The 13745-nt window shown below is 60.1% G+C and carries 14 protein-coding genes and 1 tRNA gene; 12 read left to right on the top strand and 3 right to left on the bottom strand.

Going from position 1 to position 13745, the window contains the following annotated elements:
* Positions 1 to 31: 31 nt before the first annotated feature.
* Positions 32 to 325 (top strand): DUF1700 domain-containing protein, encoded by a 294-nt coding sequence (locus tag BR71_RS12620; protein ID WP_043591303.1) that lies wholly within the window; start codon positions 32 to 34, stop codon positions 323 to 325.
* 56 nt (positions 326 to 381) lie between these two features.
* Entirely contained in the window at positions 382 to 1149 is a 768-nt protein-coding gene (locus BR71_RS12615) for a hypothetical protein (RefSeq protein WP_156038977.1), read from the top strand.
* A gap of 203 nt (positions 1150 to 1352) precedes the next feature.
* Here BR71_RS12615 and BR71_RS12610 read toward each other — a convergent pair whose 3' ends face one another.
* A complete protein-coding gene (locus tag BR71_RS12610) occupies positions 1353 to 1901 on the bottom strand; it encodes an adenine phosphoribosyltransferase (RefSeq protein ID WP_019103866.1) in 549 nt (182 codons plus the stop codon).
* Between the two features lie 103 nt (positions 1902 to 2004).
* Positions 2005 to 3300 (bottom strand): NCS2 family permease, encoded by a 1296-nt coding sequence (locus tag BR71_RS12605; RefSeq protein ID WP_043637832.1) that lies wholly within the window; start codon positions 3298 to 3300, stop codon positions 2005 to 2007.
* Positions 3301 to 3465: 165 nt separating this feature from the next.
* Here BR71_RS12605 and gmk point away from each other — a divergent pair, with 165 nt between their 5' ends.
* From gmk to BR71_RS12555, 10 genes are all read left to right on the top strand, one after another.
* Positions 3466 to 4092, top strand: coding sequence for a guanylate kinase (gene gmk, locus BR71_RS12600; RefSeq protein ID WP_043637831.1), 627 nt, complete (start codon positions 3466 to 3468; stop codon positions 4090 to 4092).
* Between the two features lie 117 nt (positions 4093 to 4209).
* A complete protein-coding gene (rpoZ, locus tag BR71_RS12595; RefSeq protein WP_019103869.1) occupies positions 4210 to 4416 on the top strand; it encodes a DNA-directed RNA polymerase subunit omega in 207 nt (68 codons plus the stop codon).
* A gap of 20 nt (positions 4417 to 4436) precedes the next feature.
* The gene (locus tag BR71_RS12590; protein WP_019103870.1) at positions 4437 to 6593 is read left to right on the top strand and encodes a RelA/SpoT family protein; all 2157 of its coding nucleotides are present in this window, start codon (positions 4437 to 4439) and stop codon (positions 6591 to 6593) included.
* Between the two features lies 1 nt (position 6594).
* Complete coding sequence (gene thiS / locus BR71_RS12585) at positions 6595 to 6798, top strand: sulfur carrier protein ThiS (RefSeq protein ID WP_043637830.1); 204 nt, start codon at positions 6595 to 6597, stop codon at positions 6796 to 6798.
* A gap of 26 nt (positions 6799 to 6824) precedes the next feature.
* Complete coding sequence (locus tag BR71_RS12580) at positions 6825 to 7619, top strand: thiazole synthase (RefSeq protein ID WP_019103872.1); 795 nt, start codon at positions 6825 to 6827, stop codon at positions 7617 to 7619.
* Positions 7620 to 7748: 129 nt separating this feature from the next.
* Positions 7749 to 7961 carry a 30S ribosomal protein S21 gene (rpsU, locus tag BR71_RS12575; protein ID WP_039756346.1) on the top strand — a complete coding sequence of 71 codons (213 nt, stop codon included), beginning with the start codon at positions 7749 to 7751 and terminating at the stop codon, positions 7959 to 7961.
* 189 nt (positions 7962 to 8150) lie between these two features.
* Positions 8151 to 8597, top strand: coding sequence for a GatB/YqeY domain-containing protein (locus BR71_RS12570; protein ID WP_043637828.1), 447 nt, complete (start codon positions 8151 to 8153; stop codon positions 8595 to 8597).
* Positions 8598 to 8643: 46 nt separating this feature from the next.
* On the top strand, positions 8644 to 10428 hold the full coding sequence (dnaG, locus tag BR71_RS12565; protein WP_043637825.1) for a DNA primase: 1785 nt from the start codon (positions 8644 to 8646) through the stop codon (positions 10426 to 10428).
* 135 nt (positions 10429 to 10563) lie between these two features.
* Complete coding sequence (rpoD, locus tag BR71_RS12560) at positions 10564 to 12495, top strand: RNA polymerase sigma factor RpoD (RefSeq protein WP_043591289.1); 1932 nt, start codon at positions 10564 to 10566, stop codon at positions 12493 to 12495.
* Positions 12496 to 12604: 109 nt separating this feature from the next.
* A tRNA-Ile gene (locus tag BR71_RS12555) sits at positions 12605 to 12683 on the top strand.
* Positions 12684 to 12732: 49 nt separating this feature from the next.
* Here the strand turns inward: BR71_RS12555 and BR71_RS12550 are convergent.
* Positions 12733 to 13740 carry a phage integrase gene (locus tag BR71_RS12550; RefSeq protein ID WP_043637822.1) on the bottom strand — a complete coding sequence of 336 codons (1008 nt, stop codon included), beginning with the start codon at positions 13738 to 13740 and terminating at the stop codon, positions 12733 to 12735.
* Between the last annotated feature and the right edge of the window lie 5 nt (positions 13741 to 13745).

Here is a 13745-nt window from a genome sequence, read left to right as displayed (position 1 = left end):
GTGTTGTTTTGACTGGATTTGGGAGAGAAACATGAAACACGATGCATGCATTCAACAATTGCAACTGACCATGGAGCGCTTGCCCGAATCCGAGCTGCGCAAGATTCTGAGCGACTATCGCGAATACATTCGCGACGCGGTGGCAGACCAGCGCAATGAGAGCCGCCTGATCGCCGCGCTGGCGGACTCCCGGAGGCGCACCGTTTCGGCCTTTGCGCGCCAAGGGGGGGCGAGCGCTCAGTGGGCGCGGCTAGCCCGCCATGCGGTGGGCGGGATGGCGGCGGCTTGCGGCGTTATCGCGATGTACTGGCTGTTCATGCAGTGACGAAAACAAGCGCCGCCGGCCGCGGCGGCGGTTTCAACTTGAGAAAGGGGAACGTGATGATGCGTGAGGCAATGCGGTTGCTGATGTTGACGGGCATGGCGTGTGGCGGGGCGGTTCACGCGGCGGAAGCGCCGATTGAAAAGCTGGTGATCAAGGGAGACGCCGCCGTGCTCAAACTGAGTGTGGACGACAAACGGCCGTATCAGCTTGATCTGAACAAAAGCAATTGGGACGCGAAGCAGTGCAGTGCCCAAGTGCGGCGCGAAGGCGGCGTGGTCACGATCACGGTCAAGCTCAACAACAAACTGCTGGACGCCGGCTGCGGGCTGGAGATCGCGGGCAATCTGAAACCGGGCAAGCAGGTGGAGTTGGGGCTGGCCGCGGTCAAGGGTTCGATCCGCGGCGCTTATTCTGCGATCCGGGTGGACAGCAAAGCGGTGGATCTGACTCTGGAGGGCAAGGCTGCCAGCCTCTCCATGTCCGCCGACGCGATCAGGGCGCAGGCCAAGGGCGCTTACGACAAGCTGGCGTTCAAGGGGCAGGCGTTGACGCTGGCTTTCGAGGGCAGCAGCCGCGACATGGCCTTAGATGGCCAGGCGGTGAAGGCGAAAGTGAGGCTGACCGACGCCAAGCCCAGCGGTTCCTTGTCGTTGGACGCCACCACCGGCAAGTTGGCGCTGACGCTGCCGAAGTCCGCAACGCTGCAGTACGAAGTGCGCGGCGCGGCGGCCTCGGTGGATAGCAAGTTGCCCAGCACCGCCGGCGCGCCGCTGAAGCTGAGTGCGCGCGGCCAGGCCTTGAAGGTGTCGGTGGAGGCGGATTAAGGACCTATTTACGATCTCGCGAGCAAGGGCGAGGCAAGGCGAAAACGGCTCAAAAGCGGAGTGTACACACGGTACATGAGTATTTTGAAGGTGCGCTCACCGAGCCACGTTTCACGACGGGTATTCGATCGTAAACAGGTCTAGGTCGCGGCCAAACAAAAACGGAGCCCAAGGGCTCCGTTCGCATGACGGGCGAACCCGGCTCAGTAAGCGCAGACGGTGAACAACTCCAAGCCGCCGTCGCGCACCAGCTTGCCGCCGCCCAGCTCGGGCAACTCAATGATGGCGGCGGCTTCCAACACGTCGGCGCCCATGCGCTTGAGCAGCTTGTAGCCGGCCATCATGGTGCCGCCGGTGGCCACCAGGTCGTCGATCAGGATTACGCGGTCGCCCGGCTTGCAGGCGTCGGTGTGCATTTCCACCGCGGCGTTGCCGTATTCCAGCTCGTATTCCTCTTCCACCGTGGTGAAAGGCAGCTTGCCGCGCTTGCGGATAGGCACAAAGCCTACGTTCAACTCGTAAGCCAGCACCGAGCCGATGATGAAGCCGCGCGCGTCCAGGCCGGCCACCAGGTCCACCTTCTCCATCATGTAGCGGTGCACATAGATGTCGATCAGCATGCGGAAGGTTTTGGGGTTCTGCAGCAGCGGGGTGATGTCGCGGAACATCACGCCTTGTTGCGGCCAGTTGGGCACAGTGCGGATCCAGCCTTTCAGATAGCTGGAGTAGTCGAGATTGCTAAGGTTTTCCATGGCCTTATTGTACTTCTAAATGAAGAGAATCGCCGCGCGGCCCACAAGAAAAAGCCCGCCGCGCAGCGCGGCAGGCTAGGAGTCCGCATCAATTATTGACGTTTCAGTGGAAGAAAGCCAGCTTGAAGATCCACAGCGCGGCGATGACCAACACCGGCAGTTTCAGGTCGGAGAAACGACCGGCCAGGATCTTGATCACCGTATAGCTGATGAAGCCGAAGGCGATGCCGTCGGCGATGGAGAAAGTGAACGGCATCGCCAGCGCGGTCATCACCGCCGGCGCGGATTCGGTCAGATTGCTCCAGTCGATCTCGGCCAGGCCGCGAGCCATCAGCACCGCCACGTAGCACAGCGCCGGCGCGGTGGCGTAGGCGGGTACGGTGGCGGCCAAAGGCGACAGCCACAGCGAGGCCAGGAACAGCAGCGCCACCACCATGGCGGTCAGGCCGGTGCGGCCGCCCACGGCGGTGCCGGCGGCGGATTCCACATAGGCGGTGGTGGACGAAGTGCCCATCACCGCGCCGGCGGTGATCGCCACCGAATCAGCCAACAGCGCGCGCTTCAGGCGCGGCAATTTGCCGTCCTTGAGCAGGCCGGCGCGATGGGATACGCCCACCAAAGTGCCGGTGGTGTCGAACAGATCCACGAAGAAGAACACGAAGATCACGCCGATCAGACCGGCTTGCAGCGCGCCGGCGATATCCATCTTCATGAAGGTGGGCGCCATGCTGGGCACCGGCGCCACCACGCCCTTGAACGGAGACAAGCCCATGGCGATGGACAGCACCGTCACCACCAGGATGCCGATGATGATGGAGCCCGGCACCTTGCGGTATTCCAGCGCCACGATCAGGAAGAAGCCCAGGACGGCCAGCAGGGTGGTGGGTTTGTGGATGTCGCCCAGGGTCAGATAGGTTTCCGGGTGCGGCGCGATCACGCCGGCGTTCTTCAGCGCGATGATGGCCAGGAACATGCCTACGCCGGCGGAAATGGCGAATTTCAGCGATTGCGGGATGGCGTTGACGATGGCCTCGCGCACGCGGAACAGGCTCACCGCCAGGAACACGATGCCGGAGATGAACACCGCGCCCAGCCCGGTTTCCCAAGAGAGCCCCATGCCCTTGACCACGCTGAAGGTGAAGTAGGCGTTCAGACCCATGCCCGGCGCCAGCGCGATTGGGTAATTGGCCACCAGGCCCATGATGGAGGTGCCGAGGGCGGCGGCCAGACAGGTGGCCACGAAGACGGCGTTCAAGTCCATGCCGGTGCTCGACAGGATCAGCGGGTTGACCAGGATGATGTAAGCCATGGTCAAGAAGGTGGTAAAGCCGGCGATGACTTCGGTCTTCACCGTGGTGCCGTGTTCTTTCAGCTTGAAGAAGCTGTCAAGGAATTGCATGGCGAAACGCGCTCCAAGGGAGATAGGTAGGAAAAAAACGAGCCATTTTATTCAGCCTGAAGAGATTTACCTAAATCTTGATGTGAAAATAACTTGGCGATTAACAGCAACAGCCCGCTTATGGTATTCTGGAGAATTACTCATTTGGCAGGAAAGCGCCTTTTCATGAGCCAGCCAACCGGTAATATCTTTATCGTGGTCGCTCCTTCCGGCGCGGGGAAAACCTCGCTGGTCACGGCCTTGCTCCAGGCGGAGCCATCCGTGGAGCTGTCCATTTCTTATAGCACGCGCGCGCCGCGCAAGGGCGAGGTGGACGGCAAGCATTACCATTTCGTCGATCAGGCCACGTTCAAGTCCATGATAGAGCGCGGCGATTTCCTCGAGTACGCGGAAGTCTACGGCAACTATTACGGCACCAGCGCGCCGTGGATACGCAGCCGCCTGGACGTGGGGCAGGACATCCTGCTGGAAATCGATTGGCAGGGCGCCGAGCAGGTGCGCAAGGTCTTTCCCGAGGCGATCGGCATTTTCATCGCGCCGCCGTCTATCGAAGAACTGGAGCGCCGGCTGCGCGGCCGCGCCACCGACAGCGAGGATGTGATCCGCCGCCGGCTGGCCTCCGCTCGCGCCGAGATCGACAAGATCGCCGAGTACGACTACATCGTGGTCAACGACGATTTCGAACGCGCTCGCCTCGATTTGATCAGCGTCGTGCGCGCCAATCGGCTGCGCAGCGCCATCCAGCGCCGCAAGCTGGCGGCGATGCTGGCGCGGATGGGACAGGCCGGCTGATCCGTCCGTTTGTTGGTGAGTCGACTAAAATTTAGATATAGTGATCCCTCTGGGCGTTGTTGCCGCCGCAAGAACGGCGACCGACAATGCCCTTGGCAACTTTGAGAAAGAAAGCATATGGCCCGTATTACTGTTGACGATTGCCTGGACCGCATCCAGAACCGTTTCGACCTGACCCTGGCCGCAGCCTACCGCGCGCGTCAAGTGGCTTCCGGCGCCAGCCCCTTCGTTGAAGCCGGCCGCCATAAGCCCACCGTTGTCGCGCTGCGTGAAATCGCCGCCGGCCATGTTGGCAAGGAAGTTCTGAGCCGCGGCAAAGCCTGATTGCAAGTGGGTGGTGGGTTATGGCAACCGGCATCGAGGATGAAATCGACTATAACGCCCTGATCGACAGCGAAGCGCAAGCGTTTTTCGAGTCTGTCGCGCGTTATCTCAAGCCGGAGGACGTCCAGCTGTTGCGGCAGGCTTTCGAGGTCAGCCGCGCGGCGCACGAAGGGCAAACCCGCAAGAGCGGCGAACCTTACATCACCCACCCGCTGGCGGTGGCCGGCATGCTGGCCGAGTGGCGGCTGGACGTGCAGGGGCTCGCCGCCGCATTGCTCCACGATGTGCTGGAAGACACCGGCGTCACCAAGCCGACGCTGATCGAAAAGTTCGGCAAGATCATCGCCGATCTGGTGGACGGCCTTTCCAAGTTGGAGAGGCTGGAATACCAGACCAAGGAAACCGCGCAAGCGGAAAGCTTCCGCAAAATGGTGCTGGCGATGGCGCGCGATATCCGCGTCATCATCGTCAAGCTGGCGGACCGCCTGCACAATATGCGCACGCTGGACTCGATGCGCGAAGACAAGCGGCGACGCATCGCGCTGGAAACCCTGGAGATCTACGCGCCGATCGCCAATCGCATCGGCCTCAACAAGGTTTATCGCGAACTCCAGGACCTGGCGTTCAAGCACCTGCATCCGCATCGCTACGGCGTGCTGTCCAAGGCGGTGCGCGCCGCGCGCGGCAACCGCCGCGAAGTGGTGACCAAGATTTTGCAGTCCGTCAGTCAGAAGCTGGTGCAAAGCAATATCGAAGCCACGATCAAGGGGCGGGAGAAAAACCTCTACAGCATCTACAAGAAAATGCAGGAAAAACACCTGTCGTTTTCCGAGGTGCTGGACATTTACGGCTTCCGCGTCGTCGTCAACGACATCCCGGGCTGTTACCTGGCGCTGGGCGCCTTGCACAGTCTGTACAAGCCGATTCCCGGCAAATTCAAGGATTACATCGCCATTCCCAAGGGCAATGGCTACCAGAGCCTGCACACCACCTTGTTCGGCCCCTATGGCACGCCGGTGGAGATGCAGATCCGCACCCGCGAGATGAATAGCGTGGCCGAGGCCGGCGTGGCCTCGCACTGGATGTACAAGAGCGGCGATGGTGTTAACACCGCCCAGCAGCGCACCCATCAGTGGCTGCAGAAAATCATGGACATGCAGGAGGAGAGCGACGATCCGGTCGAATTCCTCGAGCATATCAAGATCGACCTGTTCCCGGACGAGGTCTACGTATTCACGCCCAAGGGCAAGATCATGGTGATGCCTCAGGGCGCGACGCCGGTGGACTTCGCCTACGCGGTGCACACCGACATCGGCCATCGCTGCATCGCCGCGCGCGTCAATCACGCGTTGGTGCCTTTGCGCACCGTGCTACGCAACGGCGATACCGTGGAAATCATTACCTCCACCCAGGCCAAGCCCAATCCGTCCTGGCTGACCTTCGTGCAGAGCGGGCGGGCGCGTTCAGGCATTCGCAACTATCTGAAGAGCCTGCAGCAGGAAGAGGCGGTGGGCTTGGGCGAGAAGCTGCTCAAGCAAGCGATAGGGGCGCTGGCGGTGACGCCGTTGGCGCTGAGCGATGAGCTGTGGGTGGAGTATCTGGCCGCTTTCGGCGAGAAGCTCGCTTCTCATCAAGACGTGCTGGCCGATATCGGGGCCGGCAAGCTGATGCCCATCGTGGTGGCGCGGCGCTTGCTGGAGCTGGCTGGCGAACGGCTGGGCGAGGAAGTGAAAGTAGGCCCCGTGACCATACGCGGCAACGAGGGCGGAATGGTGCAGCTGTCGCCCTGCTGCAACCCGCTGCCGGGCGACGAGATTCTGGGCGTGATCACGAAGGGCCAAGGCCTGGTTATCCACCGCAAGGGGTGTCCGAACGCGCGGCGGGCGGATCACGACAAGCTTCTTGACGTCAATTGGGAGGCGCAACGCGACCGTATGTTCGGCGTTACCGTTGGCGTGTTGTCCCGCAACGAGCGCGGCGCGCTGGCGGATATCGCCACCGCGATCTCGCAGGCTTCGGCCAATATCGAAAGCGCCGACACCCAGGACAGTAGCCGCGATGGCGACGGTCTGTTCAATATCCACTTCCGCTTGCAGGTGGAGGGCGTCGAGCACCTAGAGCGGGTGCTGAGCGCTATTCGCGTGCTGCCGGTGGTGCAGCGCGTGCAACGGAGATGAGATGCTGAAACTCAAGATCAACGGCGAGGGCCGCGAACTGGCCGACGTGGCCAACGTGGCCGAGCTGGTGGCGGCGCTGGACCTTGCCGGCAAGCGCGTGGCGCTGGAAAAGAATGGCGAGATCGTGCCGCGCAGCCAGTATCCGACCACCGGGCTGGCCGACGGCGACGAACTCGAAATCGTGGTGGCCGTCGGCGGAGGCTGAGCGGCAAAGCTGATAGAGGTGCAGGAGTGGCGGATCAACTGATCATCGCAGGCAAGGCTTACAATTCGCGTTTGCTGGTGGGGACCGGCAAGTATCGGGATTTTGAGGAGACGGCGCAGGCGCTCGACGCGTCGGGAACGGAAATCGTCACCGTCGCCATTCGCCGAGTCAACCTGGGGCAGAACGCCGGCGAACCCAATTTGCTGGACTTTTTGCCCAAAAACCGGTATAACCTTCTCCCCAACACGGCGGGATGTTATTCCGCCGTCGATGCCATTCGCACTTTGCGCCTGGCCAGAGAGCTTTTGGACGACCATCGTTTTGTCAAGCTGGAAGTGCTGGGCGATCCGAATACCTTGTTCCCCAACGTCAAGGAAACCCTTAAAGCGGCTGAAGTATTGGTGGCCGAGGGGTTCGACGTCATGGTGTATACCTCGGATGATCCCATTATCGCCCGCGAGTTGGAGCAAATAGGCTGCTGCGCCATCATGCCGCTGGCCAGCCTGATTGGCTCCGGGATGGGGATTCTGAATCCGTGGAATTTGAAGTTGATTATTGAGCAGTCCAAGGTTCCCGTGCTGGTTGACGCCGGCGTCGGCACCGCGTCCGACGCGGCAATCGCGATGGAACTGGGCTGCGATGGCGTGCTGATGAACACCGCGATTGCCGCCGCGCAACAACCGGTGTTGATGGCGCACGCCATGAAACAGGCTGTAGAAGCAGGCCGCTCGGCATATCTTGCCGGCCGGATGCCGAAACGTTTTTATAGTGCAGTACCTAGTTCTCCTAGTGAGGGGGTGATTTCTTCCGTCAAGCCGTGATGCGTAAAGCGCCACAGATTGCTTGGTCGGAACGCTTCAGACTTTTCCAAACCGCGTAACGTTGTTAAAATGCTGTTTTTTATAGCCCCAGTCACGTCTGGGCGCTAGGAACTAAGGATACTAGATTCAATGCCGAACATTCGTGTTAAAGAGAACGAGCCGTTTGAAGTTGCAATGCGTCGCTTCAAGCGCGCGGTGGAAAAAACCGGTCTGCTGACCGAACTGCGCGCCCGCGAGTTCTACGAAAAACCGACTGCCGAGCGCAAGCGCAAGCACGCCGCTGCTGTTAAGCGCCACTACAAGCGCATCCGCAGCCAAATGCTGCCGCCGAAACTCTACTAAGAGTTCGTCTGGTCAGTAAGCAGGACCGCAGGCCTAGCCTGCGGTTTTGCCATTTGTAGTTCCCCGTTAGCAGACTCTGACGGCATGGGTTTTGAGCTTTTCAAAACCAATGTCATCAGGGTTTGACTCTCTCTCAAGTGCGCACTCGCCGCCCGCGACGGGTGGCGGTCATCTTCCGGAAAGCAAGCAATGAGCCTCAAGCAGCGAATCAGCGACGACATGAAATCTGCAATGAAAGCGCGGGAAAGCGACAAACTGGCGGCCATCCGCCTGTTGCTGGCGGCCATCAAGCAGAAGGAAGTGGACGAGCGGGTGGAGCTGGACGACGCCGGCGTTGTGGCCGTCATCGACAAGATGCTCAAGCAGCGCCGAGATTCGATCAGCCAGTACGAGGCGGCTCAGCGCCAGGACCTGGCCGACAAGGAAAAATTCGAGATGGACGTGCTGATGGCCTATATGCCGCAGCAACTGTCCGCCGAGGAGATTGACGTTCTGGTGGCCAAGGCCGTCGCCGACAGCGGCGCCGCCGGCATGCAGGACATGGGCAAGGTGATGGGGCTGCTGCGGCCGCAATTGGCCGGCCGTGCCGACATGGCGCAGGTGTCCGCCTGCATCAAGGCCAAGCTGGCCGGTTGAGCCCGCTTCGGGCCGCTTTGTCGGCCCGAGCCAACGGTGACCTTGCTTGATCCCTCAGGATTTTGTTGATCAGTTGTTGTCCCGCGTCGATATCGTCGACGTGGTGGATCGTTACGTCCCTTTGAAAAAGGGGGGCCAGAACTATCTGGCCTGCTGCCCGTTTCATAAGGAAAAGTCGCCGTCGTTCACGGTGAGCCCGTCCAAGCAGTTTTATCACTGCTTTGGCTGCGGCGCTCACGGTTCGGCCATCGGCTTCGTGATGGAATACCAAGGGCTGGGCTTCGTCGACGCCGTGAAGCTGCTGGCGGAAGGCATCGGCATGCAGGTGCCGGACAGCCGCGCTCACGCCAATCCAGAGGCCAGCCGCGCCGCACGCGAACGCAAACTGTCGCTGGAGCAGATGATGCAAATGGCGGCAGGCTACTACAAACAGCAGCTGAAGTCCGCGCCCAACGCCATTTCCTATCTGAAAGGCCGGGGTTTGAGCGGCGAAGTGGCCGGTCGCTTCGGCCTTGGCTTCGCCCCGGACGGCTGGCAGAACCTGGAAACGGTTTTTCCGGATTACCAGGACGACAAGCTGGTCGATACCGGCTTGGTCATCGTCAACGAAGAGAAGGGCCAGCGTTACGACCGATTCCGCGATCGGGTGATGTTCCCGATCCGCAACCAGCGCGGCGCCATCATCGGCTTTGGCGGCCGGGTGATGGGCAAGGGCGAGCCCAAGTACCTGAACTCGCCGGAAACGCCCTTGTTCGAGAAGGGCCGGGAACTGTACGGCCTCTACGAGGCGCGCCAGGCGATACGGGATAAAAACCGCGTGCTGGTGGTCGAAGGCTATATGGATGTGGTGGCGCTGGCTCAATTTGGAGTCGGCTATGCGGTGGCCACGCTGGGTACCGCCACCACCGGCGAACACGTGCGCAAGTTGATGCGCCACGCCGACCAAGTTTACTTCTGTTTCGATGGCGATAAGGCTGGCCAAAAGGCCGCCTGGCGAGCGCTGGAAAACAGCCTGCCGCAATTGCAGGACGGCAAGGCGCTGAATTTTCTGTTCCTGCCGCAGGAACATGACCCGGACAGCTATATCCGCGAGTTCGGCGCCGAGGCCTTTGAAAAAGTATTGGAAGAGCAGAGCTTGCCTCTGTCCGTTTATTTCACCCGCGAATTGTGTCGCGAGGTGAACCTGACCACGCCGGAAGGCAAGGCCGATCTGATCCGTCAGGCCGCGCCCCTTCTGGCGCAGATTGCCGCTCCGGCCCTGGGCTTCATCATCAAGAAAAGACTGGCGGAACTCGCCGGTGTGGATGTCGACGAATTCGACATGTTGACGACGGGCCAACGGAAGTCGGAGCGCAAAGGCAAGCGGGAGCACCGTTTGCCGGAGGTATCGCATCGCCCGCCACAGTCCTCCATGGTGACGCGCCTGATCAAATGGCTGCTATTGAACCCTGGTTGGGCCGGCGATGTGCGTTTGCCGGACAGTATGGCACTGTCCGACGAGCTTGCCTGTTTTGCCATGTTGGCCGAATGCGTGCAAGGGCACGACCAGCCGCCGAATACGGCGCAATTGATGGAAAGCCTGCGCGGCACTCCATACGAAGGGCTGGTGGATAGTGTTCTGCAGCAGGCCATGCAGGACCCGGACGAGTTCGCCGATCCCAGCGAGGAAGATAGACAGCAGTTTCAGGACGGCGCTGCCAAGCTCCTGAAAATGCTGCATCAAACTCAGGTGGAACGGCTAAAACAAAAGGACCGGAACGAAGGCCTGACTCCGGAAGAAGTCAGATTGCTAGGGGAATTGCTGCGGGATTTGCTGGCGCCAAACGCTTGACGATGTCGCCGCCCCGGCAGATTGCCGAAAGCGATGCCGTGGCTTTAAAAGCGCCCCGCAGGGCTACACAAACAGCGTTGTTTGCTTGTGTTATTATCAACTGTTTTTTTCGGCTTATTTCAAGCAGGAAGCGAAATGGCGGCCTCTCCCGAAAATCAAAAAGACGTGCAGGAAAACGAAACCGAAGTGATGAGCCTGGAAGAGCAGCGTAAACGCCTGCGCCAGCTGATCGCCTTGGGTAAAGAGCGTGGGTATCTGACCTACGCGGAAATCAACGACCACCTGCCGGAAGACGTGTCCGACGCAGAGCAGATCGAAAACATCATCACGATGATTTCCGGTCTGGGCATCCAGGTTTACGACGAAGCGCCGGATGCGGACACCCTGCTGATGTCCGACGCCACTCCGCCGGTGGCCGATGAAGACGCCGTGGAAGAAGCCGAAGCGGCGCTGTCCTCGGTGGATTCCGAATTTGGCCGCACCACGGATCCGGTGCGCATGTATATGCGCGAAATGGGTTCGGTGGAGTTGCTGACCCGCGAAGGCGAGATCGAAATCGCCAAGCGGATCGAAGACGGCCTGAAGTACATGATCCAGGCGATTTCAGCTTGTCCGGGCACCATCGCCGAAGTGTTGGAGCTGGTGGAACGCGTCGGCCGCGACGAAGTGCGCGTGGACGAGGTGGTTGACGGCTTCATCGATCTGAACGCTCCGTCCGAGGAGGAGGCCGCGTTCGCCGCGCAGGCGGACGAGGACGAGTTGCTCGACGCCGAGGCCGAAGAGGAAGAGGAAGAAGAGGAGGAGGAAGGCGACGCCGCCGACGCCGCCGGTATCAACCTCGAAGAGCTGAAGCAGCATGCACTGGAGCACTTCGCCGGCGTGCGCATGTTGTTTGACAAGATGGTCAAGGTGCTCTCCGCCAAGGGTGCGCAGAGCAAGGAATACCTGGAGCTGCAAGACGCGATCACCACTGAGTTCATGCTGGTGCGCTTCTCCACCCGCCAAGTGGAAAGCCTGTGCGACTCGCTGCGCAGCCGCGTCAACGAAATCCGCACTTACGAGCGCGACATCCAGGATATCTGTGTCAGCCGCGTGCGCATGGAGCGTGCTCACTTCATCAAGGTGTTCCCTGGCAACGAGACCAATCTTGATTGGGTGGAAAACGAGATCCATTCGGGCAAGGGCTGGGCGGAGGCGTTGACCCGCTTCAAACACGCGATCATCGAGAAGCAGACCAAGCTGTCCGAGTTGCAGGATCGCGCGATGCTGCCGATCAAGGCGCTTAAGGAAATCAATCGCCAGATGTCGGCGGGCGAATCCAAGGCGCGCCGCGCCAAGAAAGAGATGATCGAGGCCAACCTGCGTCTGGTGATCTCCATCGCCAAGAAGTACACCAACCGCGGCCTGCAGTTCCTCGATCTGATCCAGGAAGGCAATATCGGTTTGATGAAGGCGGTGGACAAGTTCGAATACCGCCGCGGCTACAAGTTCTCGACCTACGCCACCTGGTGGATTCGCCAGGCGATCACCCGCTCCATCGCGGACCAGGCGCGCACCATTCGTATTCCGGTGCACATGATCGAGACCATCAACAAGATGAATCGCATCAGCCGTCAGATTCTGCAGGAAACCGGCCATGAGCCGGACCCGGCCGAGCTGGCGGAAAAGATGGAGATGCCGGAAGAGAAGATTCGCAAGATCATGAAGATTTCCAAGGAGCCCATCTCCATGGAAACCCCGATCGGCGACGACGACGATTCCCATCTTGGCGATTTCATCGAAGACCAGAACAACCTGGCGCCGTCCGACGCTGCGATGTATTCCAGCCTGAAGGACGCCACCAAGGAAGTGCTGGACACGCTGACCCCGCGTGAGGCCAAGGTGTTGCGCATGCGTTTCGGCATCGACATGAACACCGACCACACGCTGGAAGAGGTGGGCAAGCAGTTTGACGTGACTCGCGAGCGCATCCGCCAGATCGAAGCCAAGGCTCTGCGCAAGCTGCGTCACCCGACCCGTTCGGAACGTCTGCGCAGCTTCCTGGACAACGAGCCGGGCGGTCAGTGATTCGATGTGACGCCGGTTTAGGCTAACAGCCTGCGCTGGACGAAAACCCCAAGCCGTCGGTATTAGACGCTTGGGGTTTTGCTTTTGGGCTGGTATAATGCGCAGCTCTGGGCCTCTAGCTCATGCTTGGTTAGAGCAGCGGACTCATAATCCGTTGGTGCGGGGTTCGACTCCCCGGGGGCCCACCAGACAATCAAGGGGTTGCGCGCAAGCGCAACCCCTTTTGCTTTGTCGGGTTCAACAAAGGTTCAACGCGCGTAGCGGGTTCAGCTCGCGAGTTTCGCTCAAATGGTCGGGTGAAAGATGGGCGTACCGCATGGTCATGGTGAGGTTGTGGTGGCCCAGCGCCCTTTGCAGCACCAGGATGTTGCCGCCGTTCATCATGAAGTGACTGGCAAAGCTGTGGCGAAGGACGTGGGTCAGCTGTCCCGCCGGCAGCGTCAGGCTGGCGCGCTCCACCCCTTCTCGAAATGCTGAGAAGGCGGTTTCAAACAGCCTCTCTCCATTGCCGTGTTCCCGATGGTGATCGCACAGTTCTTTCTCTAGTTCCGATGTAATAGGTATGGCTCTCGCCTTGGATGATTTGGTTTGTACAAACTGGATCACCCCATTCCTGACTTGCGATCTGCGAAGGGCCTCAGCCTCTCCCCAGCGCGCGCCAGTTGCCAAGCACACCTTGGCGATGAGCTGGACGTGCTGGTTACGGCCGGTTTGCAATGCTTGGAGCAGAGCTTGTATCTGCTCTGCGGTTAGGTATGAGAGTTCCCGCTCTTGTATCTTGAAGGAGCGTAACTTCTGGAGCGGATTTTCCTTTTTCCATAAGCCAAGCCTGGTTAGCTCGTTAAAAACGGCTCTCATGTAGGCATGCTCACGATTCATGTTGCTGGCGGAGATTCCATCCGCGAGCCGGTTTGCCCTGTAGGCCGCAAATAGGTCTGCGGAAAAAGTCTCGGCGCGTGGATTGCCCATCGCTTGGCACATGAGCAGTAGCCTTTGGTACGTGCCCTGTCCAGATCGTAAGCCTGAACCATGGTGCTGAAACCAGAGGTCAACAAGTTCGGAGAGTGAGCGAGGGTCTTTCTTGGCAGGAGCCCACTCGGGCTCCTGCTGGACCTTTGCCCTTACATATCGTTCCCACGCTATAGCTTCTGCTTTCGTGGGAAATGTCTTCTTAAGCCTCTTGGCCCCCCTTCCTCCTGGCTGGATGTTGACCTGCCAGCCTGTCTTCACCGGTTTGATTGCCATTTGAT

The organism is Chromobacterium haemolyticum DSM 19808, assembly GCF_000711885.1.
GTDB lineage: Bacteria > Pseudomonadota > Gammaproteobacteria > Burkholderiales > Chromobacteriaceae > Chromobacterium > Chromobacterium haemolyticum.
The sequence above is the reverse complement of the archived record's forward strand: the minus strand, read 5'-3'. Positions and strand labels throughout refer to the sequence as shown.